This is a genomic window from Paenibacillus ihbetae (assembly GCF_002741055.1).
Lineage (GTDB): Bacteria > Bacillota > Bacilli > Paenibacillales > Paenibacillaceae > Paenibacillus_AQ > Paenibacillus_AQ ihbetae.
The window spans coordinates 5,303,537-5,327,495 of record NZ_CP016809.1; the positions used below are offsets into that span (position 1 = coordinate 5,303,537).

Consider the following 23,959-nt stretch of genomic DNA (forward strand, 5'->3'; position numbering starts at 1 on the left):
AGACAGCGCCGAGGCTCCTTGGGAAAGGGCATAGGAGGAACCTGTGTATGAAGCATAGTGTTAGATCCATTGGTTTGAGGCTGATCGCGGCAGTTGTTGGGATGTCATTGATCTCTGCTTGCCAATCGCAGGATCGGCTGACCGTTGTCGAACCGGACGGCGGTCAAGCTCCGGAACAGAGTGCAGCGGATCCGGGAGGCAAGCAAGGGGAGCGCAGGCTAACGGTTGTGGAGGGAGCACCTGGTCCGAATGAACAGCAGCTAGTCGTGGATGGCACGCACCGGATATCGGCATCCCATATCGAGGCATGGCTGTCGGAGGAGGAGCTTCGGATCACCATGACGGAAATGGTGAAGGAAGCTACCGAAACGGAGGAGCCGGAATATGCGTACACCCCGGCAATCGTGAATTTGAATAACGGTGTACGTCGCGAGCTTTCGAAGCAGGAGAAGACGCCGCCCGCAGCACAGCTTGTCAAAGAGCAGGTGTCGCCGGATGGAAAATACAGCTTCGTCCAGAAGTGGAGGGATAAGTACACGGCTGACAACTTCATCAAGAACCTGCAGACGGGGGAGCTTATACCGGTCAAGGGCGATAATTACATGGAGATCGGAGGCTGGCTGGATTCGGATACGTATGTGCTGGCTGCCGGTTCAATGCAAGGGAAAGGGGATATCCGGCTCATTGCAACAGACGGCTCCTATTCGAACATGGATATTGAGGATGAGCATGTCGAATCCTACCTTTCATTCGGTGCGAGCAAGGGACGGATCTATTATACGGATATGAACCATGTTCTTAAAGTTATTGAACCTGGCCAGACGGAGCCGGTGCATCTGATCGATCATGTGTGGAGCTTCGACATTTCCCCGAATGGCGAATATATCGCGGTAACGACGACGGCGGAGCCCGGCGGGAATCAGGGAAGTGAGCTGCTCATATATGACGCATCCGGCAATTTGCAGGGCTCCTTGATTGGCAAAGGGAACTTGGTATCCTATGTATCCTGGTCAACGGATTCCGCGAAACTCGCCTTCGACGTATATTCCGAGAATGAAAGCGGGATGAATGGCGTATACGTGTTCGACACGGCTTCCGGGAAAGTGACTTGGTTGGCTCCGTATTATTCTTCGGTTCATCCGGCAGCACATCCCGTATACCCGCTCAGCTGGAGCCCCTCCGGAAAGAAACTTGGAATCACGACGGAGGACAAGGAGAGCTTGCTGGTGACGCAGATTGTTGAATTTAGATGAAAGCTTCTATTTTAAATATGTAAAAATATGGTTGCCATATCAGAAAGGGATGAATGAGATGATGAAGCTAAAGAAATCGATATTAACGATGGCTGTACTGGGCATGACGTTGAGCGGAGCTGCAGGCGTATATGCGGGAGCTAATCTGCAGAAAATTACCGCTTACTTGAACCACAGCATCGGCATTCAAGTGGATGGCAAGGTTTATGATTCGAGTAAAACGATGACCCCGATTACGTACAATAATACAACCTATCTGCCAGTGCGGGCGATCGCTGAAGTGTTGGACGTACCGGTTCGGTATGACGCTGCAAACCGGCAAGTGGTCATCGGTACCGGGACGGACCAAGGACAGTCCAACGAGCTTGTACCTCTCAAATACAGTGAAGCGCAGCTGCGGGAAATCCGGAAAGCGTTCGCGAAATTTTGAGGGTTTTGAAGCAGCGTATGCTCCCGACCGAATGGTAAAAGGTGACGTTTATCGTAAAACGGGGGCATCAGAGGATGGAGTTAACATCATGTTCGAGCATATGACGGTCAATATCTCGCCAAGAGATTATTCGTACGGTTATAACAGCAAGCCGGTCACATTATCCAACGGTACGAAGGCTAAATGGTACACCCCGGACGATACCGCCATGCTCGGTTTTCAATTGGATGACCGGTTCGTCACGCTCAGCTCTCCGGATCACTCCCTAAGTCCATCGCAGCTGGAACAGATCGCGGTCCATGTCACCAAAATGAAATAAGGTGTCTCCTGTTCAATGGAGAAATTGTGCCTGCAAGCCACCGAAACGGTGAGGCTTGCAGGCTATTTTTGCTGCAATATTTCCTGGGCAATCTGAATCAAATTAGGGACGGAAGTATGATAGAATGTAAGGTAAAGAAAAACTAGGAATTACCTTTTTTGGTATTTTTGAATTTTAATAGATATTATTTGATGGAAAGGATGTTCATGCGATGATGACTTTAATTGTTATTTTATTGTTCGTAGGATTGGCAGGCATCATAAGCAACCAATATTCCGGGCGCGCCGAATGGAGCGGATGCAGCGTTCGCTGGACCAGCTGAATCAACAACTGCAGGATTTGAACCGAAAAGAATAACTCTGATATTTCAATAAACAAGTGTCGGTTAGTGCCTCCGAAATAGCCGTCTATCAACATGACTTTCCTTGGGTGGAATGAACACCTTATTGAGGTGCGGGAGCTGTTCACGGCTTCCTTGACATCGTCACCGAATATCTAATGCATTGCTGCGTTAAGCAGCGGAAGGAGCAGCATCATGCCGCTCCTTCCGTGATTATCCTTCACGCTGCAGCAGCAGGTACCCGCTAATCGGGGAGGTCTGCTTGCGGAAGACGATTTTAAATCCTACATCGTTATCCAGTAAGCAGGCCAGCGCCGTACGAAGCAGGGCATTCGGTCTCAAATCGCTGCGGCAAGGGGCAGCGCTGCCGATCACGCGGGCTGCGACGATTCGACGGGCGGAACCGGGAACCAGAGGATTTCTTGACCAGCTGATCAGCACCAGGTCTGGCTGAGGTACGGCATTGACTTGACTCATTGGCTTCACCTCAATATATGAAAATAGGAATTCCATATATTAAATGAAAGGTTTATAGATTATGTGCTACGCAAGGGTGGAAAACGGATTGATCATGAACAAGCAACATAACGATATTAGATCTCCAGAAGGGCGGAACGATCCAAATGATGATGTATCGGTTTGTAGCTGAAAAGATTCCATGGATCATTCATACTATCAGCACACAGGTTAGGTATCTTTTAAAAAGTTTGATACCGGCTGTGAAGGGTCTGCCTATGCTATGATGTGCTTAAAGGCCGCTTTTCCATGATTGAAATAATTGGACGTGAGCGCGGCCGAAACAGTGGTTGCAGATTGAGGGGGATTCCATGAGTATCGAGCTTAGGCCGGTGAATGCAAATAACTGGGAAGCGTGTATCCAGCTAAAACCCAAGCCGGAGCAAGCCGGCTATATAGCCTCTAATCTTTATTCAATAGCCCAGGTTCAGTTTCTTGAGGGCTTTGAGGCAATGGCCATTTATGCGGAAGAGACGATCGTCGGATTTACGATGTATGGACCGGATGAGGATGACGGGAACTACTGGATTTATCGATTGATGATCGATGCGGAATATCAAGGGCGCGGGTATGGCAGGCAAGCCCTCCAGCAGGTTGTCGATTCTATTCGCTCGAAACCGGACCGAACGGAGGTTGTCATGATAAGTTATCACCCGGATAACAATCATGCCAGCGCGATGTACGCGCAAGCAGGATTCCAGGAAATCGGGATCATGCCGTGGTCGATGGGAGAGGTTGTGGCCAAGCTTGATCTTTAAGTGTTGAGCACCCGTTTTTGCTCATTGAGAATGTCGTCGTTTCGCCAGCTGCCCAAGGGAAAGGGGTCGGGAAAGGATTAATGCAGGAACTGGAGCGTTTTGCCGAAGAGCATCAGTGCAACTATATGATCCTGGCTTCGAGCAACGAGCGGGTGGAAGCCCACCATTTCTATGAGGCAATCGGATTTGCCGGAGCCAAACGAGGCTTCGTGAAAACCTTGAACGCGGGTTGAACGATGAAATGGATGGCAGGCACACTTACGGCATGACGAAATATATTCCCCTGCGGCGAGTCGCTTCAATCGCCGCGGGGGATTTTTTTATGTTAGCGAGCCTGCTTTTAGTAAACGTATAGCTTTTTATATATAGCTGCTATCCTCAAGCTCCTAGCAGGGATTCATCGTGCAGGGACGTTTTCATTGGAATAGGTCAGACTATACCAACTTCGAACAGGCCGTATCGGGGATTAAGGTGTCCCCGGAGTAGGAGTCTGATGGGTCGCGCCTTTCTGCATCAGGCTCGAAAGCGGCTCGGGCTTGAGATAGGTTACGGATTCGTTGACGCCGACATCGAGGCCTCCGTTATTGTACATAACCCCAATCTGATGAGTGCCTGCCGGGGACGTAATCCCTATTGCGCGGCCGTTCGTGGCCGTGCCGTTCAGACCTTGATTATTCCCGGGCGTGAAGACGGCCAGCAGCTGCGAAGGATCTAAGGTCTCTTCGGTTACTCCATAGCTTTCTAGAAAATCCTGCATCGTCAGCTCATAACAGCAGGGCTGTTTTTTGATCCAGATAACCTTCGTTTCACCCGGGCGCAGGGTCGTGTCCGTGCTGTACTGATCCTTCGTGATCGTCCAGCGATTGGATTTGGACTTGTCAAATGGTCGGGCTGGATCGTAATAGTAATAGATTTGATATCCTTCCAAATCGATGGTATGGTCCGTCGGATTTAACACTTCAATATAGTTGTAGTTCCCTTGCACGTTCGAGTTCGCAACCACCTCCGTGATGTATAGGGATGTAATCAAGGGTTCTTTTGGCACCGTCTCCTCGGTTGTTTTACTTGCCTTTTGGATAATTGCTTCAATCATGACAGGATAGTGGTCGCTTGGATACTGGCCGTTCTCATGCTCGTCGATGATTGCGCTGTGCAGGACATTCCACCCCTTGCTGTGCAGAATCCAGTCGATGCGGTTCTCGCTGCCTCCGCCGGAGGGATCCTTGTAGTTGTGGAACGTTCCCAAGTGATCGTTGGTCCGTTTTTTGGCACTGAGATGTCCGTCCGTCAGCCCATTGCCGGTGAAGATCGAATACGTGTCGCTGCCCGGCCGTGTATTGAAGTCCCCGGTGATCACAACGGGAATGTCCTTGTCAAAGGCATCGAGCTTATTGATAATCAGCTCAGCGCTTCTCTGACGGGAGTTTTCCGATTGGTGGTCGAGATGCGTGTTCACCATATAAAAGGTTTTGCCGCTGCGCAGGTCCTGGAACCGAACCCATGTGACCATGCGCGGAATTTGGTTGCCCCAGCTTGCCGAGCTGATGATCTGAGGCGTATCCGACAGCCAGAAGTGGGACTGCTCCAGGGGCTTCAGCCGTTCCTTGTTATAAAAAATCGCCATATACTCCCCTAAGCTTCCACCCTCCCGTCCAACGCCGATCCAGTCATAACCGGGAAGGTCAGACTCAAGATCGACGATTTGGCGGTGCAGGCCTTCTTGGGTCCCGATGACGTCCGGCTGCTGGTTCAAAATCAGTTGCTTCATAACGGGACGCCGCTTCTCCCAAGGCTGGCTGTCATTGGCCGCATAGCGCAGATTAAAGCTCATCATCCGCAAGGGGCCGAATGAAGCTTCTGTATCTGCCGCTACAGATGGTTCTCCTGCTGCTGCCACCGATCCGGTCGAAAGTAACATGAGCACGATCATAATGGGGGTTATCCTCCTTGCCCACTTCATTCATCCTCTTCCTCCTTTATCATATAGACATTTAATCAAGCAGATGGCGAAAGTACACCCCCTTTCCTTATTTGCCCTTATCATAACCCATGTTGGCGGGGCGTCGTATTTACATTTTTTTAGGTTTTGACCGCATTTATGGATTGCAAGCTCCTTGGGTCAATGATTCACTTGAAGGATTGGAATACGATCATGAAGAATAGGTCCTGTGATAAAAAAATGCATGCTCGGCAGGAGAGGGTTATGGTGGTGGAGCAGGTTCAAGCAGATAGGATGATTCTAGAAGATTTACTTGTTTCGATTCAGCGCGACATGGGCCTCGTCGTTCATGAGGTGACTTCGATTCGCCGCGGCTGGTTGAATCTGAAATGGAAATTGGAGACGGATCAGGGGACGTATCTCCTGAAGCAATATAACCGGGAGCGATTTAAGCTGTATGATGAGGAAGAGCTGTTGATGGCATTCTCGCAGCAAATCCGTTTGCGAAGTAGAGGGGGGAAATGCCCCGCATTGCTTACGAATGAGGGACGTTATTTCCTGAAGTCGGATCAGGGCGAGCGTTTCATGGTTATGGAATTTTGCGAAGGGCAGCTGGTTGCTCCCGGGGGAACGAATGCCGATCAAATGCGGGCGTTGGGGAGAGAGATCGGCTTCATGCACCGAATATTGAACGATGGCTCGCTTGGAGTGAAGGACAAGCCTCAATTCATTCCCCCCAGCCGCACGGAGCGTCTTGGCTATTGGAAGAGAGTTATGGAGGAGGCGGCGGGGAGTAAGTTACCGGAAGTTCTCGCGGCGCTGGAAGCCCAGCATGCCGCAACCGAGCGGTTTCGGGATGAGATAAACCCCATGCAGACCGGATGGGCTCATCGCGATGTATGGGTCGATAATTTGTTGTTTCAACCTGCAGGCGTGGCAGCCATTCTTGATTTTGACCGGCTCAATTACGATTACCCGCAGCTGGATATCGCACGCGCCGTCATTTCTTGCGCGCTCCATTCCGAGCTGGATGTGTCTTTAGTTTCCGCCTTTATGGAGGGCTACCGTGAAGAAAGGGAAGTGCCTGAAGGCTATCTCATTCAAGGCATTCGCTGGCTGTGGTATATGGAGAGCGTGTGGTGGGTTAATGCTAAACTCCATGAGCATCAAGGCCCGCCAGCCCGTTTTGCATGGGAAATGGACTGGCTTGCGAAGCATTTGGAAGGACTGCCAGAGCTGCTGGAGCCTATATGAAAGCTTGTGATGGAGGGAACCTGTGGGCGGCTGTTTTAATCCTTGCGATTCATAATTGTTAAAGGTAAACTGTCGGTAGCCATCCATTATTAAGAACTCAGAATGCGCTTGATGTACAATTATATCTCATCTCAGAACCCGCCTCTGACATTTGGCCAAAGGCGGGTTTATTGTTTAGGGGATGAGGCCGCTAGGAGGATCAGTGACAAACAACGGGAGTGTGGTGGTGGTCAGCGTATCCATCGTGCACGGAGACCGGGTGCTTCTCATTCAAGAGAATAAACCTTTGGTAAGGAATAAATGGAGCTTTCCGGGCGGCAGAATCGAGAAGGGAGAGTCGATTCAAGCGGCTGCCGTCCGGGAAGTCAAGGAAGAGACAGGATATGATGTCCGGCTGACGGGAACCGTATATGAATTTATTAGCAGCTTGAACAGTCATGTCACCCTGTTTCACTTTGTCGGGGAGATGGCAGGGGGTTCCCTTCGGCCTGCTCCGGATGAAATCAAGGATTGCTGTTGGGCGCTGGTGCAGGACCTGACAAGTGGAGACATCGATTATCGGGACGCGGGGGTTATGCGGCAGATTTCCGACAACCTGCTGTCTGGTAATATTTTGCCGTTAACGGTGTTTCATCCGTCGTTATGTTGAGCGTGTGAACCGAGGGTTAATTACAAACTTGCCAAGAGGAGCTGAACTGACAGTGGGAATGTCGGATTATTACAGAGCATTGAGAGAGAAGATTGGGAACCAGCTGATTTTTATGCCAAGCGTGGCGGGCATTATCCGGAATGAACAAGGTCATATTTTGTTTGGGCGTAAGCATGGGGAGCCGCATTGGGGCTTAATCGCCGGCTCGATCGAATTAGGGGAAATGCCGGCAGATGCCATGATCCGAGAGGTGAAGGAAGAGACAGGGCTTGACGTAATCCCTGAACGGATTCTCGGCGTTTATGGCGGTGAGGAGCGCCGGTATACCTATGGCAATGGGCATCAAGTAGAGTATCTGACCATTGTGTTTGCGTGCAGGGTTATTTCGGGTGAGCTGGATACGGAGAATGAGGAAATGGTGGAATTGGCGTATTTTCCAGAGAATCAGCTGCCGCCCACCGCGGTTAAGTATCCGAAGGAAATATTCGTAGAGGCTGGCGGGGAGCAGGCGCATTTCGAGATGAGTACGATGCCGCTAGTCAAAGATAGGAGACGACCGTAAAATTCGATTCCAGACGGGAAATTCATTGGTGGCATTGCGATAGGGGTTCGGCTGGAAGCCGTTGAGAAGGTTGGATTGGCTCTGATTAGTGCGCGTGGCGGGGAACCTGCCGACATGTAATGGAGGTGAAGAGGTAATGTCATCAGAATATCAAGTGAGAAGGAATCCGCATGCCCTCGTGCTCGGACTTATCACTATTTTCTACCTGATCGCCTATGGGATCGGGATCCGGCTCATTTACCGCCTTCAAGCCGAAATGACATTCGGCACGGTACTGTTTGCATCGTTGCCTATCATAACGCTATGGTCAGCGTTGTATATGATAATGCGGGTACCATGGATTAAACTGCATAAGCAGCATTTGTGGTTTACTGCAAGCATTGGTGTGGTTCTATTATTTTTGTCTTTATATGCTTTAAGTCAGACTCAGTCGAAACATCGATTTGACTATAACCGATGGGTCGGTTATCCGGAACAGCGCGCACTAATGGTCGATGCGATGTTGAAGGAGCATGATCTGATCGGATTAACGAATTCGGAGATCATGAATGTTCTCGGGGCTAACGATAATGCCAAGTGGAGCGTGAATGAAACCGATCAGGCTGTATATAATCTGGGAGCCGGAAAAGAAGATGGCCGAAATGAGTGGTTGTACATCAACTTTGATGATCATGGGTTCGTGCAAAGCATTGAGATTCTCATGAAACCGCCAATACCAAGAACGTGAACCGCTTGGATTTATTGTGATGATTACTTATTCCATAAACATCTAGACACTACATAACAGGTGAAGAAGGCATTAACTCGTAAAGACACGACATCGGGAGCAGAGAGTCTGTTGAAAATCCAAGCTTATAGGGGGACGGGGAATGAAGCGTTATAAAAGCGAGGAAGGCCGCAGGCTTATCCATGAATCCTACGACCGATTGCTAAATGGATGGAATGTACCCTACAAGGAAGTAGATGTGTCTACCCAATACGGTATCACACATATCATAACGGCCGGTAATCCGGAGAATCCGCCGCTGCTCCTCTTTCACGGTACAGGAGATCATTCAGCACTGATGTGGATCTATAACGCCAGGGAGCTGTCTGCCAGCTATTATGTGATCGCGGTCGATCATATCGGAGGTTCAGGGAAGAGCGAGCCTAACGCGAATTACGACCGGGCCTTTAATCAGGTGAAATGGTTGGATGAGATTTTTGAGGTGATGAAGCTGGAGTCTGTTTACATTGCCGGTGTATCCTATGGTGCTTATCTTGCTTACCATTACGCGATTGCGAGGCCGGAAAAGGTTCGGAAAATCGTATGCATGGCAGGCAGAATTCCTGGCAGCCAACTCGAAGTGATGAGCAAAATGATGAGGGCATTTCTGCCGGAAGCCATGTTTCCATCGGAACAAAATGTCCGCAAATTGCTTCGAAAGCTGTGTGGTGCGAGCGCAGACGCTTTTGAGAAGAACCCCGACCTCTTGCAGCATTGGACCTATCTGCTTAAATACTTTAACAACCGTTCGATGATGAAGCATGCGATTACGATTTATCCTCAAGATGCGATTCAGACGATTCGGGATAAATCCTTGTTTCTAATCGGGGACCAGGATATGTTGAGCTATTATCCGAAGTCCCTCGCGAGACTTAGAGAATATGGGATCAACCACCGAATTGTGAAGAACGCGGGTCATGCGATCAATCATGAGATGCCGGAGCTCATTCATGAAGAGATTGTTGGCTTTTGCAGGTAAGCTTGGGCGGAGGGATGACCAATGAGGATGAAACGATATGCCGGTCTGCTCATCAATGCGCTAGCCTGCTTGATTCTGGTTATCGCTCGGAAATGCGATGACACCTGGACCTGGCGTCAGTTCAGGTAACGGCAACCCGGCCATACTGCTGCTCATCCCGCTCAGCATACTTTTTCTGGTGTTGGTCAATCAATGGATTCAACTACTCAAAAAGGTGAAGATGGGCTTTAGTGTTCTCAAGCTTTCTGATCATAGCGCTTGCCGGCTATATCATTGCGGGATATGCCTATCAGCTGTACAGGCTGGACATTTATAGGAAAATCCAAGCTGATGCATTCAAAGCGAGATATGGCGAAGTAGACTGGGCTCATATCGAATCCATTACGACCGGTATTTTATCGATTCATATGAATAATCAGTTGTTTAATTGGAACACGTATTTCATGATGATTGCCTTCTCGCTAATGCTCTGCTTTGTGTACAAACTGATTCAGGGAATTTTGTACAGAAGGCAAGGAGCTACCGCAAAGAAATAGATCTGTAAGCGAGGATAGGAGAGGGCATTTGCCTGGGTCGGCATTATTCGCTTATTGAAACTGCATGTCTAGACACTGAGTTACATCATATTTCAGCGCACAAGCGCACATTCCTTGGTAGGAGTGTGCGTTTTTTTGCGTGTGGAGGAGGACGATCTATGAAACCATTTCAGTCGGAAGGCCAATTGGCTTGGGTGGACTTAAAGACGCCGCGGATTGACACAACTAAAGCATTTTACGGAGATTTATTCGGTTGGAGATTTAAGGAGGAGCTTCTGCCGGGAAAGGTCATGACCAAGATGTATTCAAGCGAAAGCGAATGGGGCAGCCTGACATCCCTCAACTCTCCGGTTATTCCCAAGGGAGCTAAGCCTCATACCAGCTTGTATTTCAATGTTGAGCGAAATCACATTCAGCCCTTCTGTTTCGCCAAAAAGCTCCATATGAAAACGGCATAACTGTGACTGCTTCTAAAAATGGAACGAAAATGTCCGAATGGAAAGTTTACTACGTCGTTCAGGACTGTGATCCAATGGTAATCAAAGCCCAATCCCTTGGTGCGCGAGCCGTCATCGAACCTCAGAATAAGCCCGGCGTAGGCCGTTTTACCAGCTTTACAGGGCCTGACGGCATGGATTGTTGTATCATCGCTCGCGATAAGCGATGTTAAATGAACCACGCAGCTCATGTGGCTAGGTTATCGGACGACCCGACCAGCGTCCAATACTACAGATATAAACCGGCCGCACACACGCAGCCGGTTTATATGTTCGGGCTAAGCAAAGGTTCAAACGATCGTCCCAAAACTTAGCCATGGGAAGAGCAAGGCAGGTTATTGTACTGAATGCGGTTATCCTTCCAGCACCTGCTCAAACTTGCCGAACCATTCTTTCCAGCCATATCTGGCCCCTTCGAGTCCATGAACATGGGAGAAGCCCGTTTGTTCGAGATGAAGGTTAACTCTTCCGTCTCCTAAATCCTGCAGCGTCCAGGTAACGGTATGCCGTTCCTCACCGGCAGCCCACGAATAGGACAAGCGGGTGGGTTCCTCCACGATCAGCACTTCGCCGTCAACGATTCCGTCCCAATATTCGTTCGGCTCATGGCGAAACTGAAAACGATGCCCCACGACAGGCTTAAAGTCATTGTCCATGATCCACTGTGCCAACCTGTTGGGATCGGTTAAGGCGGCCCAAGCCTTCTCGATCGATGTGGTGTACTGAAAATCCAGGGATAATACTAAACTCAATGTTTCTCCTGTTTCTCCTCCTCTAAAAGCTGGCCCAACCGCAGCATATTGGTCGTCCAGTATTTGCTGTAGTAAGCTACCCAATCTTGAACTTCTCGAAGCGGAGCGGGGTTCAGCTTAAATCGTGTTTCTCTGCCTACTTTGCGGTCAAGCACCAGTCCGGCTTCTTTAAGAACGGTCAAGTGCTTGGACACCGCGGTCCGGCCCATTGAAAACTGTGACGTTAGTTCATGAAGCGGTTTCTCGTCCGCCTGTGACAACAGATGAATCAGTTGGCGTCTAGTGGGATCTGCGATGGCGTCAAACACATCCCGGGATGGATGATTCTCTATCACGACAACCCTCCTAAAAGTCTTATTTTCGCTGTTCGTAATCCAATGATGTTTGAGGGGACCGCCGTTTATATTTCACCATCTTTGCATCATGGTTTCAAGTAAAGGTTTCAAAAGTTAACTAATACCCAAAAAAGGCGTCCTTTTTAATATTCCGCTTGGATATATTTTGATTTTGTAAATAGCTAGAAACAGAATCCACCAAAGACTTCGGTCCTGCTATAAAGTATTTACCATTATTGTTATGTAAGGCTTTAAACCTTTCAATTTCCTCATGCAAGTCATCCCATGAATCAAGATAAGCTACATTTAGTTGAATATGGTTAGCCAATTTATCAAGTTCATCTTTGTAAATATAAGCTTTATTGCCATCCAAATAGAGCAGTTTTTGCTGCTTCCCGTCTTTACTTCCTTCAGCTTCTAGCTGTTTAAGAATCGACAGGAACGGTGTGATTCCAATCCCGCCTGCGATCAGCAGCGAAGGACTGTTGTCCTGGAGATTGAAGGACCCTACAGGGCCGCTCATTTTGATTTTCATGCCGGGCTTTAATTCTAGCAGCGCTTTCTTAAAGTCACTGGGGCTTTCACCAATACGCGTTGTAATCTTAACAATATTCTCTGCGGGAGCAGCTGCGAGGCTGAATGGTTTTGTAGGATTTTTGATGGTCTTATGCGTGATGCTAAACAAACCGTATTGCCCTGCTTTCCAGGTTAAATCCTTGTCTTTCTCAAATAGAAAGGAATATACATCTTCTAATTCTTTGCGGCTTTCCATCAATGGCAGCTCTCTCTTTTTGAATACGGCGAACATGTCTTGAAAAAAGCTCAACTTCCCCAACTCCCTTACTTATTTTGGAACAGTTTGCTTTGCTATTGCGACCATCTGTAAAGAATATGGTTTTTACCTATAAAACGGTCAAGGCATTGGTAGCATGGCTGCTAATTGGACACCATTTGGTGATACTTTGATTTTAGGTCACCGTTTGGTGTCGTGTCAATAGCGTTTTTATAAATGACTCTGCGGTGTTTTTTGCCGTTGACTTCCACGTTAACGTCAATGTTATGAATAATTAGGATCGAATCATGACGTTAGGAGGGACGATATGTGGGATACCATCCTGGGATTAGCCTTGCTGGATAGACTTAGCATTGCATCGATGTCGTGAGGATTTTTTTGTTGTTATCAAACGCCTACCGTCCTGCTCGAATACTGGTGTATCTGTTGACCGTTCTCATCAGCGACGCTTCGGATGTTGTATTCTTTAATGGAGAATGAAAACTAGGGAAGATAAGGGAGCCTTGGCATGATGTATTCGATTGGAGAAATGATTCATAAAGTCAATATCAGCCGCAGAACGCTGCATTATTATGATGAGATCGGACTCTTGAAGCCGACGATTTCAAGGGAAAACGGCTACCGTTATTACGATGATCAGGCCATCATCAAACTCCAAACGATCCTGTCCTTGAAATCCATGGACTATTCGCTGGAACAAATCAAAGCATTATTCGATGAACAAATATCGGCTGCGGAGCCGGATGCGGACCCGTGGGTTCCATTGCTGCAAGCCCAGATCGAGCATGCCTCGAAGAAGATCGATGATCTGAAGCGAAAGCAGTTTATATTGAGAGGCGTACTTCAGACAATTGAAATGTCGGGGCAGCGAAATGATGAGCATGTTTTTAATATCATCGAAAGGATTGACAGTCCGCATTTTGTGAATAACGAGATTCCAGCCACGTTTCCAGCTGATGTATTTACTGAAGAGGAGATCGACGCGCTGAGGGAGCTTCCCTTAATCGGAAGCGAGGACCCGCGCCTATTAACGGCTTTGGAGCTTATCAAGAAGACTCGCAAGAGCATGTGCGCCGATGAAGACGCTCCTCTGGTGGAGGATTTAGCCGAACAATGGAAGGCGTGCATATCCAGTTGGTTTAACGGCGATGAGGAACTACAGTTCAAATATTTTCACTTCATCGACGCAGCCAGTCAGGAATCGCCGCTGATCTACGGCATTGATGAAGAAGTGGTTCGTTATATCGATCGCATCATGAATCATTCCACGAACCGGGGAGGTGACAAGGAGCATGAGTCTGGAAAAGGAATTGGGTAATCGTAAGGATTTCAAGCAGCATCTCGCCTTGTTCATCGTTGTTCACATCATCGTTAATTTCTGGCTGCGGATGGACACGCCGTTCCTATCCGGTCTGAAAGAGTCTATATTGGAGGGGAAGATCTGGTACTATCATGAGGAATCGGAGATCTTCGTTACGATGATCTGGTTGATCATTATCGTCGTCCAAGGCGTGTACGTATTCTTTCGTGGAAACGACGCCAACAAAGAATAGGGCAGCGACTAACAGTATACCCTTACGTGTAAACCAATTCAAAACCAATCCACGAATCCGCAATGATCGGTTGTTTTTCTATAATGTTTCTACACGTTCAGGGCAATCCCAGTATGGATACATGATCACCAATGGCAGAGAGAGATACTTGGAGGTAAAGACATGAACAGCTTAGAGGAGTTGTATCCAATTAATGAAGAAAAGTAATAGGCATTATGGAGCCTTCAAAGCTCCATAATGTAAAGCACCCGATATTAACGGGTGCTTTGCGGAGTGCCATCGCTTTCGCGTGGCGGTTTTTACCAAATCCAAAACAGTCAGCGCTGCGGCAGGATTACTCCAGACTTTTGCTCAATTTGACAATCTGGTCCCAGCCCTCGTCGATGCTGATTTTACCGAACATGATTGACTGCGTGATGTTGTCGTATTCCTTCGTGAAGTTGGCCCAGCCGCCCTTATTCCCTGGTCCGGGGTCAAACGCGGCTCCGTCTTTGGACACCTCGTTGATCAGGCCGAGGGCGCTTTTATCGACGTCCGTAAATTTGGGCTGGAGCGCATCGGCTACGGTTTTGTTAACCGGAATTCCCCGCGAAGTGCCCAAAATTTCTCCGGCTTCCTCGCTATTGACAAACCAGTCGATGAACTTCTTCGCCTCCTCTTTATATTGGCTGTTGGGGCTGACGCTCCAGTACATGGAGGCTTTCAGCCAGCCGCCTGCCTGGGTTCCCCTCGGCTGGGTCGTTAACGCCAACACGCCGGGTTTTAAGGCATCCGTTCCGCCGAATTCCGCGGCATGCGCGCCCCGAAGCAGAATCTTCTCCTGAATGAGCAGGTCCATTTGTGCGTCCTGCGCTTTATCCGAGACGGTGACGTCAGGCGGTGTCACGAGATTATCCTTGCGCAGCTCCGCCCATTTGTTCATCCAATCCTTCCAGGTAGCCTCGTCATAATGGAATTTTCCGTCCTTGCTCATGGAAAAGCCTTTGCCCATGCTCAGCTGATACGACATGTAGAACGCGCTGTCCGCAGTCAGGTCACGCGTGAGGTATTGGTCCTTGGCCAGCTTCGGCTTCAGGTCGCGCGCCATGGCAAAAAACTCGTCCCATGTCTTCGGCGGCTGAACGCCGAGGCTATCCATCATCGTCTTGTTGTACACCACGCCCCAAGCGTTATTGCCGAGCGGCATCGCGTACAGTTTGCCTTGGTAGGTGCCTGTCTCGAGCAGCACCTTATCGATATGGTCCGTCGGTATGGAGGAGAGATCCTCCAGCCGTCCGCTGGACGCCCAATCGTTGAACCAGGCGGCATCCATTTGGAAAATATCCGGCGTGTTTTTCCCCGCGGACTGGGTCGACAGCTTGTCTTGGTACCCGTCGAATGACTGGTACTCCGGTTCGAATGTGATGTCTGGGTTCTTTTCGGAGTACACATCAAGCGCTTTCAGAGTTGCGTCATGCCTTGCCTGAGATCCCCACCACATGATTCGGAGCGTGATGGACTTGCCGTCTGCCGGCTCCGTGGATCCGGCTTCTTCTTTCTTGATTCCGCTGCAAGCGGAGAGAACCAGGGACAGTGACAACACGGCCGCAGCGCCAGCGGCGAGACGGTGCCATGATTTTCTCATCGGATGAACCTCCCTTAATTAACTGATCTGCTTCTTTAACGTACCAAGTCCAGGGCCTTTCTCGTAGGCGACAAAACAACGAATCATTTCAGTATTTTACGATGATCGAATGAGGAGGCGAGATGCTCATGAGTCGGAAATTTCTGAACAGAACTGATCATTAGGCTTTGTGAAACTCGGTGGGACTGCGCCCGGTATGCTTTTTGAACAGGGTGGTAAAGTAAGGAACATTCCGATACCCGACCCGCTCGGCGATTTCTGCAATCAGCAGTTTCTTCTCGAGAACCATGCTCTTGGCTTTTTCCATGCGCACCCTGGTTAGATAATCGCCGAAGGTTTCACCTGTAAACTGGCGGAATATGGTACTGAGATAGTTTTTGGAGATATACACCTGGTTGGCCAGATCCTGAAGATGGATGTTCTCGGCGTAATGTTCATGAATGTATTGGATGATATATTCGACCGTTTCCTTATGCTTGAGGTTTTCATTGGGCGTGTAACGCGAACAGATTCGGTTCACTTTGTCCGCTACCCATGCCTTCCACTGCTGGGCATCTTCCACTTGCCCCAATTCTTTGGTCAAGTCCGTGAGAGAGAGCTCATCGTCGAGCCGGATGCCGGACTCGTACAGAGTAAAGGAGAGGATGGCGAACAGCTGTGTTCCGATGGCGGTAAGTTCGTCGGACTGAAGCTGGGCCGCGCCGCTGTCCTTGCGGAAGAAGTCCTCCAGCGCCAGCAGGGCTCTGGGCTCGTCAAAGGTCCTTACTGCGTCGGCCATCTCCTGGAAAAACCGCACCGGCCGTATGTTCCGTGGTGCTGAACGCCGGATGCCGCCTTCGTTATATACGTAGACGCAGGGATGGGCGGAATCCGGTTCGCGCCGCTCGGCGAGTGCTTGGAAGGCTTCTTCGGTAGAATCGGAGATGGCAAGCCAGTTGTCCTTGCGGAGACCGACACCGATATGCAGCTTGACCCTGAGGAATCGATGCACGGACGAAATGATTCGCCCTGCCAGCGCGAGAACTTCCAAGCGGAACGCTTCGGACGGCCAGGAAAGGGGCTTATACAACAGCAGTGCCATATGGTGACTATGCAGCTCCAGGAAATAGCTTCGCAGACCGTCCTGACCGGCCAGCTCCTCTACCGTGTTGCCCACGGCGAACCGGAACAGGTGCCAGTCCCGAACGGAGATTCCTTCCATACGTCCTTGGCGTTTAATTTCTAAAGCTAGCATCATGAATTGGGCATTCTTCCAGCCCAGCCGGTCCAGCATGCGGGAGGGATCCGCTAGCGGGGAGGAGGACCCTCCGGTGAGTACGGATTTGACCCATTCCCTTTCCAGATACGGCTCATACTGCATGAGTCGGTTTTGTAGATCCCGCTCTCTGTTTTCCAACGCTCGGCGCTCCGTTAGCTCGCGGGTGACGCGCTGCAGCACTTCCCGGATCGTGGCCGGTGAGGCCGGCTTGGGCAAATAATCGTCGACCTGAAGCCGCAGTGCCTTGCGAGCATATTCAAAATCCGAATACCCGCTCAAAATGATGATTTTGCCGGTGTACTGCTGCTTACGGAGCTGTTCGATCATGTCGAGACCATTCATTACCGGCATATAGATATCCGTGATGACGATGTCAGGTTTGCTTGACTCGATCAGCCGGAGTCCTTCTTCGCCATCCATGGCCTCCCCGACAGGCCGTACGCCGAGCTGCTCCCAAGGGATTAACCGGGACATGCCGCCGAGCGCTTGCCGGTCGTCATCCACGATAGCAATGGTCCACATGATTTCTTCCCCCTTCCTGATCCTGCTGTTGATCCAGCTTCGGCCAGTAGATCTCCGCTTCGGTGCCTGGCACATCGGCACGGTTGCGAAGCGAAACGCCAAAGGGCGGACCGAAATAAACCTGAATACGTTCCGTTACGTTGCGGATGCCGTATCCGCCCGTCTGATGGCGTTTCCGCGTTTTCCAGTCTTCGTGCAGCCCGATGCCGTCGTCCCGAATCCAAATCCGGATGCCTCTGTCCTCTTCCTGACATGTCAAATGGATCCGGCCTTGGCGTCTGCCATGAAAACCGTGCATAACGGCGTTTTCCACAAAGGGCTGCAGGGTGAGTTTCGGAATCATCAGATGCTGTATATCCTTCGGGCAATCGATGTGCCATTCCAATCCTTCGCCCCACTTGAACTGTTGGATTTTCAGATAGCAATCCACGTGCAAAAGCTCTTCCTGAATCGAAATCATGGATTCGCCGCCCGACAGACCAATACGGAACATTTGCCCCATCAGCTCGAGCACGCGGCTGATTTTCTCTTGACCGGCTTCAAGCGCCATCCAATTCAGCTGGTCCAAGGTGTTGTAGAGAAAATGGGGGTTAATCATTGCTTGAAGCGCCTTAATCTCTGCTTCGCGCTGTGCCTTATACTGCTGCTCCAGCGACTGATACAGCGTTTCGATCCGCTCGGTGAGCTTGCGGTAGCCGCTGAACAAGCTGCCGAATTCGTTGCGGTATTCGGTGGGCAGCGGCTGCCTGCGCTTCCCGGGATTGAACGCCTGCATCAGCTGAATCAGTTTCCGGATCGGCCGCGTGAAATTCCGGGAAAGGAACAATGTGAAGAACAGGGACAGCAAAATGGCGACGGCTCCCACAATAGCCATGGTCCACGCAAGGCGGACACTTCCGTTGGTAATTTCCTTCCAGGGAGTGAGTTCCACCAGCATCCAGCTGCCAGGGGATGTCCGGGACCATACGGTAAGCATGTTCTTCTCCGGCAGCGAGCCGGCGGCGGCCAGAAGATGACGCGCATGGCCGGTGTCCCCGCTGACCTGCTCCAGGATCGTGTTGATTTCCTCGGGAGGCGGAGCAATCCGGGTGTGCATGATCATCCGGCCGCCGGAGTCGAGCAGGAGCCGGCTGGCCAAGGAATTATCTTCCGTCAGAATGTCCTGCAAGAATTTGACCCGGACATTGATAATCAGAATTCCGTGGTTCACACCGTCAAGCGAAGTGATTTTACGGACAAAGCTGATCACCTGCTGTTTCCCCTGCGGCGAACCGACCTCACGCTGGCCAATCCAGAGAAAGTCGGATTTGTCGATGGCCGGATACCAGTTCTCCCATCTGGCTGTGGCTAGCGGAAGGTACTGAATGTTGGCGTTGGGATCGACCTGAAGCGGATCGTTCATATAAATCTGAAAAGAAAACATCGAGCGCGAGCTGTTCAGCATTGGCGCCAAATAATCCCGATTCAGCTCGTCCCTGGCCTTCTTGCGTGCATAATAATCTCCTTTCATCGTTAAATAGTTGACCAGAGGCGAGTTGATGGACACGGCTAGTGAGGTTTGCTCCACAGCGCTCATCTGGTCGGTAAGCTGTTTGTTGAGCTGCTGCAGCACCGCCTGCTGGTACATGGAGGCGCTGTTCGCCTGCTCATCAGCCGAGAAGCGATAACTAACAATCATCATGATCGTGATGAGGACTGCGATAAAACCGGCAAAACTGAAGAAAAAAACGTAATCGATGCGGAACGTGCGAAACGGATTCATGCGTTTTCTCCTCCCCTTGGAAGCCATAAGGTCGCTGAACGTGCTGCTGCCTCATTGCCACGTTGGCGGAAGCCGGATGATCGAGATGTCCGGCTTGGCCGCGGCTTGAAGAAGAACCGGAAGAACACAGCACAGTATCCGTTTACCGCTATGAAATCTAACCTTTCAGCCCGGATGTGGCAATCCCTTCCACGAAATGCTTTTGCGCCAGAAAGAAAATGACCACCGGCGGCAGAACGGAGAGCAGGGATACGGCAAGCAGCTGCCCCCATGGAACGGCTGACTGGGAGTCGATAAACATTCTGAGCGCGAGCGGGACCGTGTACTTATCCACGGTATTCAGATAAATCAGCGGCCCAAAGTATTCGTCCCAGCCCCAAATAAACGAGAATATTGTTACCGTAATGAGCGCAGGCAGGGTCAGCGGCATTACGATGCGCAGATAAATGCCGAACCAGGAGCAGCCGTCGATTTTCGCGGACTCATCGAGCTCTCGCGGAATGCCGCGGATGAACTGGACAATCAGGAATATAAAGAAGGCTCCGCCCATGGCTGATGGGACGATCAGGGGCAGATACGTGTTGATCCAGTCGAAGGAATGGAACATCGTATACTGCGGGATGAGCGTGACTTGTCCGGGAAGCATCAGGGTCATAAGCAGGATGGAGAACCATAAACCCTTTAGCGGAAAGGACAGTCTTGCGAAGCCGAAAGCCACCAGGCTGGCGGAAATGACGTGGATAATCGTTGTTGCCACGTTGAGCTTGAGGCTGTTCATAAAGAAGCGTGTAAATGTATACTTGGGCAGCGCCATCCAGCCTTCCGTATAATTTTGCCATAACCATACTTTGGGGAACAGAGTGGGTAGACTGATTTCCGGTGTCGATTTGAAGGAGGCGCCGATCCACCAAAGTACGGGATAAAACATCACAAAACAGAATGCAATCATCAGCACATGGACCAGCCAGTTTTGTTTATTATGAGCACCTGTCATTTGCGACCCTCCGTTTCGGTTTCGTAGAAGACCCAGTATTTGGACGCGATAAAATTAAGCGCCGTGGCGATGCCAATGATAACGAGCAATATCCAGGCCAAGGCTGATGCGTAGCCCATCTGTAGGGATCCGAAGGCTTTATTGTACAGAAACAGGGCGAACATCTCGGTTGAATTGACCGGTCCTCCATTCGTGACAACAAAAGCCGATGTGAACATCTGGAATGCGTTGATGATGCCCATGATCAGATTAAAGAGGATGACCGGGGATAACATCGGTAAGGTAATCCGGATAAACTTGCGAAGCGGCGAGGCCCCGTCCACGGATGCGGCTTCATATAACTCACTTGGGATTTGCTTAAGGCCGGCAAGGAAAATAATCATCGACGAGCCGAACTGCCATGCCGTTAGAAGTACCAGGGTGCCGAGGGCGGTGGACGGGGTGCCAATCCAGTTTTTGGGGGCGATTCCGACCCATATCGCGAGCTGATTAATAAAGCCGTTCAGACCGAAAATATTGCGCCAGAGCACGGCGACCGCCAAGCTTCCGCCAATTAGTGAGGGCAGGTAAATGATCGTCCGGTAGAAGGATATGCCCCGGATGTTCCGGTTGAGCAGCAGGGCTATAGCCAGCGCTACCAGCAGTTTCAGCGGGACGGAAGCGATCACATACAGAAATGTCACTTTCAACGAATTGAAGAAAAGCCGATCGTGAGCAATAACCTGGAAGTTCTTGATACCGATCCAGCGGGCCGGCTCCAACAGCGAATATTCCGTGAAGGATAGATAGAAGGACTGGATAATGGGCCACAGCTGTAAAATGAGAAAGCCCAGCAGCCAGGGGGCGATGAACAGGTAACCAGCTAACGGAGCGTTCCAGCGCCCTTTGAATGTTTTGGTGGCAACCGTTTTCATGCCTTTGTACAGTCCGGCCTTGTCCGGCGACTGTACCGTTTGTGCATTCATGATTAATCACCTCTCGCCTATTGATAGCTCACATTGTATCTTGATGAAAATCAGGCCTGTAGGCGATAAATGTACAAATTCTTTCATTATTGAATGATTTAGGTACGAGATCATGAGATAGTGCAAGAACACTTACCGTATGCCAATTCCTGAATGTGCTGATTAGGATCGTTCGTAAATAATCCGCCGTGATAACAGGCTTTTCGATTTCACTAAGCGAACACTTCCAAGACTTGTTTTCAAAGCTGGATCATAGCAGACACACGGCCGATATAATCCAAATTCTGGTGTGATATAATGATCTAGTGAATGTCTTGAATAGCAAAGCCGACGTCCGGCAGTTGCCCCTGAATCAGCGCGAACTGTCCGGGATAGGCGTTATCGAAAAGGATCCGTTCTTGATGACCCCATAGGAATGTCGGTTGGATCGGTTTGATTCGCGCAAAACACATAAATCAATTTTTAGCAATAGTCCATGTTGCTTTTTTGTAATTGAAGTTCCCTCTTTTCGCTATTGAGGAATATGTAATTGCTGATATAATCCTTGAAAAGAGAAAAGCAGAGACAAAGCACAAGAAGGAGTGGGAGCAGCAATGAGCTCGATAATTGATTTGAATGAAGTAACCTGGAGACGGGAGCAGAAGACCGTGCTGTCCGGCGTCAACTGGACCGTCAAACCTGGGGAGCATTGGGCCGTTCTGGGTTTGAACGGATCAGGGAAGACAACGATCCTGAATATGATTAACGGTTATATCTGGCCGACCAGCGGCAGTGTCTCCGTACTCGGTCACCGTTTCGGAACGGTAGATTTAAGAGAGCTCCGGAAATCAATCGGCTGGGTGAGCTCCTCGCTCCAGGAGCGGATCCGTCCGAACGAATCGACGATTGACGTTGTCATCAGCGGCAAGCACGCTTCCATTGGTTTGTATCAGAAGATAGATGAGGATGACCGGGCGCAGGCGGAACAGCTGATGAAGGATTTTAATTGTTATCACCTGCTTGGACGTACATATGAAACCTGTTCACAAGGGGAGAAGCAAAAGCTGCTGATTGCCAGAGCTCTTATGGCATCCCCAAGGCTGCTGATTCTGGATGAAGCCTGCAACGGGCTGGATTTTCTGTCGCGGGAAGCGCTATTGGCAAGCATTACGGCGCTTGCCTCGAAGCCGGATGCTCCGACGCTGCTGTTCGTGACGCATCATATCGAAGAGATTTTGCCGATTTTTTCGCATTCCCTTTTAATCCGTCGCGGAAGCGTGTTTAACCAGGGAAGCTCGAAGGACATGCTGACCAGCGGCAATTTGACCGCCTTCTTCGAAACGCCGGTCGAGGTGAGCTGGCAGAACGAGCGGGCCTGGATGTCGATTCCCGATTTATCGTAGGCAATCTTCATGAAATTCAGGTGACGCTACCAGCCCAGAAGTACGTTGCTCATCCGCTTGATGGGAGGCTGCATAATCGCACCAGCGTTTCTATTTGATGTCTAGGGAGTGTTGCGGAATTGACAAATCCAACGATGGCTGGCTTAAGGCTGTTGTCCCAGGGGATCGGAAGCATGAAGTTTAATACACCGGAACAAGTCGTAAAAGGATTAGGCGCAGTTCAAGCCCAGGATTTCGGCCAGGCGGTCTGGGGAGTTGGTTTGCGAACGGCTTCCGCTGGGCTGCCGGATGTAGAACTGGCAATTGCTAAGCGGAAAATTGTGCTTACCTGGCCGATGCGGGGGACGATTTTTATGGTGCCGGCCGAGGATGTTCTATGGATGTTGAAGCTGACCGCCCCTCGATTACAAACCCATGACAAGCGGAGACAGGCGGAGCTCGGACTCGATGGAGAAATACTGAAGCGCTGCAGAAGCTTAATCGAAAGAGCGCTGCACGATGGAATTCCCGTACCACGCCCGGATTTGATGACGGTTCTGGAGGAAGACGGCATCTCAACGAAGAATGGCTTGGGGAACTATGTCCTTGGATATTTGAGCCGGGACGGCATGCTCTGCTTTGGACCGCGGGAAGGCAATCAACAAACCTTTGTTTTGCTGGAAGCATGGGTCGGGCAATTAAAGGAGCTGACAACCGAGGAAGCTTTGGCTGAGCTTGCCATGCGTTATTTTACCGGACACGGTCCTGCTACGGTTCAGGATTTTGCATGGTGGACCGGGCTTTCGCTGTCTGAAGCAAAGCGCGGCGTGGAGTCTGTTTCAGATGTTCTGCAGAAGATCAAGATCGACAGCGCAGTGTATTGGATGTCGGCTTCCTTACTGGAGACTCAGCAGGAGCAGCCAGCTGTCCACCTTTTACCGGGATTCGATGAGTATTACTTGGGCTATAAGGCGCGGGATGCCGTGATTGAACCGGAACACGATCCGAAGATCGCCCCGTATCGCAACGGAGTGTTTCAGCCAATGATCGTTGTGGACGGCCGAATTGCCGGCGTATGGAGGAGGGAGATCAAGCGTAACGGAGTCGAGGTCACTTTTGCCCCCTTCACGCCGCTCGAGGATCGGAAGGAGGATATTCTCGCGGCTGCCCGGGGATATGCCGAATTTCTGGGTCTCCCGCTGTTTGTAAGCGACATATAGCAAGAGAGAGAGAGAGGTTTAT

At 50.2% G+C, this 23,959-nt stretch carries 26 protein-coding genes; 16 read left to right on the forward strand and 10 right to left on the reverse strand.

The genetic code is table 11. From position 1 onward, the window contains the following. Positions 1-47: 47 nt before the first annotated feature. The 3 genes from BBD41_RS23800 to BBD41_RS30585 all read left to right on the forward strand — a co-directional run bounded on the left by BBD41_RS23800 (position 48) and on the right by BBD41_RS30585 (position 2,002). Positions 48-1,253 (forward strand): WD40 repeat domain-containing protein, encoded by a 1,206-nt coding sequence (locus BBD41_RS23800; RefSeq protein ID WP_077567299.1) that lies wholly within the window; start codon positions 48-50, stop codon positions 1,251-1,253. A gap of 58 nt (positions 1,254-1,311) precedes the next feature. Further along, positions 1,312-1,683, forward strand: a complete 372-nt coding sequence (locus BBD41_RS30580) for a stalk domain-containing protein (RefSeq protein WP_335582725.1) — start codon at positions 1,312-1,314, stop codon at positions 1,681-1,683. 88 nt (positions 1,684-1,771) lie between these two features. Next, positions 1,772-2,002: a hypothetical protein gene (locus tag BBD41_RS30585; RefSeq protein ID WP_335582726.1), complete on the forward strand. Its 231-nt coding sequence runs from the start codon at positions 1,772-1,774 to the stop codon at positions 2,000-2,002. 553 nt (positions 2,003-2,555) lie between these two features. Here the strand turns inward: BBD41_RS30585 and BBD41_RS23810 are convergent. Next, positions 2,556-2,819, reverse strand: a complete 264-nt coding sequence (locus tag BBD41_RS23810; RefSeq protein WP_028404649.1) for a hypothetical protein — start codon at positions 2,817-2,819, stop codon at positions 2,556-2,558. A 350-nt stretch (positions 2,820-3,169) separates the two neighbouring features. Between BBD41_RS23810 and BBD41_RS23815 the strand changes: the two genes are divergently transcribed. Next, a complete protein-coding gene (locus tag BBD41_RS23815; protein WP_077567298.1) occupies positions 3,170-3,616 on the forward strand; it encodes a GNAT family N-acetyltransferase in 447 nt (148 codons plus the stop codon). 17 nt (positions 3,617-3,633) lie between these two features. Next, positions 3,634-3,849, forward strand: coding sequence for a GNAT family N-acetyltransferase (locus BBD41_RS23820; protein ID WP_223260505.1), 216 nt, complete (start codon positions 3,634-3,636; stop codon positions 3,847-3,849). Positions 3,850-4,082: 233 nt separating this feature from the next. Here BBD41_RS23820 and BBD41_RS23825 read toward each other — a convergent pair whose 3' ends face one another. After that, entirely contained in the window at positions 4,083-5,546 is a 1,464-nt protein-coding gene (locus BBD41_RS23825; protein WP_223260504.1) for an endonuclease/exonuclease/phosphatase family protein, read from the reverse strand. Positions 5,547-5,819: 273 nt separating this feature from the next. On the opposite strand from BBD41_RS23825, the gene BBD41_RS23830 reads away from it, so the two are divergent. The 7 genes from BBD41_RS23830 (at position 5,820) to BBD41_RS23860 (ending at position 10,759) form a co-directional block, all read left to right on the forward strand. After that, complete coding sequence (locus BBD41_RS23830) at positions 5,820-6,809, forward strand: phosphotransferase (RefSeq protein ID WP_237086893.1); 990 nt, start codon at positions 5,820-5,822, stop codon at positions 6,807-6,809. Between the two features lie 202 nt (positions 6,810-7,011). After that, entirely contained in the window at positions 7,012-7,458 is a 447-nt protein-coding gene (locus tag BBD41_RS23835) for an NUDIX hydrolase (protein ID WP_077567296.1), read from the forward strand. A 52-nt stretch (positions 7,459-7,510) separates the two neighbouring features. Then, positions 7,511-8,020: an NUDIX domain-containing protein gene (locus tag BBD41_RS23840; protein ID WP_077567295.1), complete on the forward strand. Its 510-nt coding sequence runs from the start codon at positions 7,511-7,513 to the stop codon at positions 8,018-8,020. A gap of 136 nt (positions 8,021-8,156) precedes the next feature. Further along, the gene (locus tag BBD41_RS23845; RefSeq protein ID WP_099479010.1) at positions 8,157-8,747 is read left to right on the forward strand and encodes a hypothetical protein; all 591 of its coding nucleotides are present in this window, start codon (positions 8,157-8,159) and stop codon (positions 8,745-8,747) included. A 142-nt stretch (positions 8,748-8,889) separates the two neighbouring features. Beyond that, entirely contained in the window at positions 8,890-9,765 is an 876-nt protein-coding gene (locus BBD41_RS23850; protein WP_099479012.1) for an alpha/beta fold hydrolase, read from the forward strand. A gap of 230 nt (positions 9,766-9,995) precedes the next feature. After that, positions 9,996-10,301 (forward strand): hypothetical protein, encoded by a 306-nt coding sequence (locus BBD41_RS30360; RefSeq protein WP_237086894.1) that lies wholly within the window; start codon positions 9,996-9,998, stop codon positions 10,299-10,301. 158 nt (positions 10,302-10,459) lie between these two features. Continuing rightward, a complete protein-coding gene (locus tag BBD41_RS23860; protein ID WP_077567292.1) occupies positions 10,460-10,759 on the forward strand; it encodes a VOC family protein in 300 nt (99 codons plus the stop codon). A gap of 392 nt (positions 10,760-11,151) precedes the next feature. On the opposite strand, the gene BBD41_RS23865 is transcribed toward BBD41_RS23860, so the two are convergent. The 3 genes from BBD41_RS23865 to BBD41_RS23875 form a co-directional block, all read right to left on the reverse strand. After that, entirely contained in the window at positions 11,152-11,550 is a 399-nt protein-coding gene (locus BBD41_RS23865; RefSeq protein ID WP_077567291.1) for an SRPBCC family protein, read from the reverse strand. Continuing rightward, positions 11,547-11,885 (reverse strand): ArsR/SmtB family transcription factor, encoded by a 339-nt coding sequence (locus BBD41_RS23870; protein ID WP_077567290.1) that lies wholly within the window; start codon positions 11,883-11,885, stop codon positions 11,547-11,549. The genes BBD41_RS23865 and BBD41_RS23870 overlap by 4 nt, the downstream gene beginning before the upstream one ends. Positions 11,886-12,003: 118 nt before the next feature. Beyond that, positions 12,004-12,711, reverse strand: a complete 708-nt coding sequence (locus BBD41_RS23875) for an FAD-dependent oxidoreductase (protein ID WP_099479014.1) — start codon at positions 12,709-12,711, stop codon at positions 12,004-12,006. Positions 12,712-13,186: 475 nt separating this feature from the next. Between BBD41_RS23875 and BBD41_RS23880 the strand changes: the two genes are divergently transcribed. Beyond that, positions 13,187-13,996: a MerR family transcriptional regulator gene (locus tag BBD41_RS23880; RefSeq protein ID WP_099479016.1), complete on the forward strand. Its 810-nt coding sequence runs from the start codon at positions 13,187-13,189 to the stop codon at positions 13,994-13,996. Beyond that, positions 13,971-14,231: a 2TM domain-containing protein gene (locus BBD41_RS23885; RefSeq protein WP_099479018.1), complete on the forward strand. Its 261-nt coding sequence runs from the start codon at positions 13,971-13,973 to the stop codon at positions 14,229-14,231. The genes BBD41_RS23880 and BBD41_RS23885 overlap by 26 nt, the downstream gene beginning before the upstream one ends. Positions 14,232-14,565: 334 nt before the next feature. On the opposite strand, the gene BBD41_RS23890 is transcribed toward BBD41_RS23885, so the two are convergent. From BBD41_RS23890 to BBD41_RS23910, 5 genes are all read right to left on the reverse strand, one after another. Beyond that, positions 14,566-15,855 carry an ABC transporter substrate-binding protein gene (locus BBD41_RS23890; protein WP_099479020.1) on the reverse strand — a complete coding sequence of 430 codons (1,290 nt, stop codon included), beginning with the start codon at positions 15,853-15,855 and terminating at the stop codon, positions 14,566-14,568. 160 nt (positions 15,856-16,015) lie between these two features. After that, positions 16,016-17,635: a response regulator transcription factor gene (locus tag BBD41_RS23895; RefSeq protein WP_099479022.1), complete on the reverse strand. Its 1,620-nt coding sequence runs from the start codon at positions 17,633-17,635 to the stop codon at positions 16,016-16,018. Then, positions 17,610-19,397: a cache domain-containing sensor histidine kinase gene (locus BBD41_RS23900; protein ID WP_099479023.1), complete on the reverse strand. Its 1,788-nt coding sequence runs from the start codon at positions 19,395-19,397 to the stop codon at positions 17,610-17,612. The genes BBD41_RS23895 and BBD41_RS23900 overlap by 26 nt, the downstream gene beginning before the upstream one ends. 157 nt (positions 19,398-19,554) lie before the next feature. Continuing rightward, complete coding sequence (locus BBD41_RS23905; protein ID WP_099479025.1) at positions 19,555-20,391, reverse strand: carbohydrate ABC transporter permease; 837 nt, start codon at positions 20,389-20,391, stop codon at positions 19,555-19,557. Next, positions 20,388-21,356 (reverse strand): carbohydrate ABC transporter permease, encoded by a 969-nt coding sequence (locus BBD41_RS23910; RefSeq protein ID WP_099479027.1) that lies wholly within the window; start codon positions 21,354-21,356, stop codon positions 20,388-20,390. The genes BBD41_RS23905 and BBD41_RS23910 overlap by 4 nt, the downstream gene beginning before the upstream one ends. A 593-nt stretch (positions 21,357-21,949) precedes the next feature. On the opposite strand from BBD41_RS23910, the gene BBD41_RS23915 reads away from it, so the two are divergent. Continuing rightward, positions 21,950-22,738: an ABC transporter ATP-binding protein gene (locus BBD41_RS23915; protein ID WP_077567282.1), complete on the forward strand. Its 789-nt coding sequence runs from the start codon at positions 21,950-21,952 to the stop codon at positions 22,736-22,738. A gap of 173 nt (positions 22,739-22,911) precedes the next feature. Further along, entirely contained in the window at positions 22,912-23,937 is a 1,026-nt protein-coding gene (locus BBD41_RS23920) for a winged helix DNA-binding domain-containing protein (protein WP_237086896.1), read from the forward strand. Positions 23,938-23,959 lie beyond the last annotated feature (22 nt).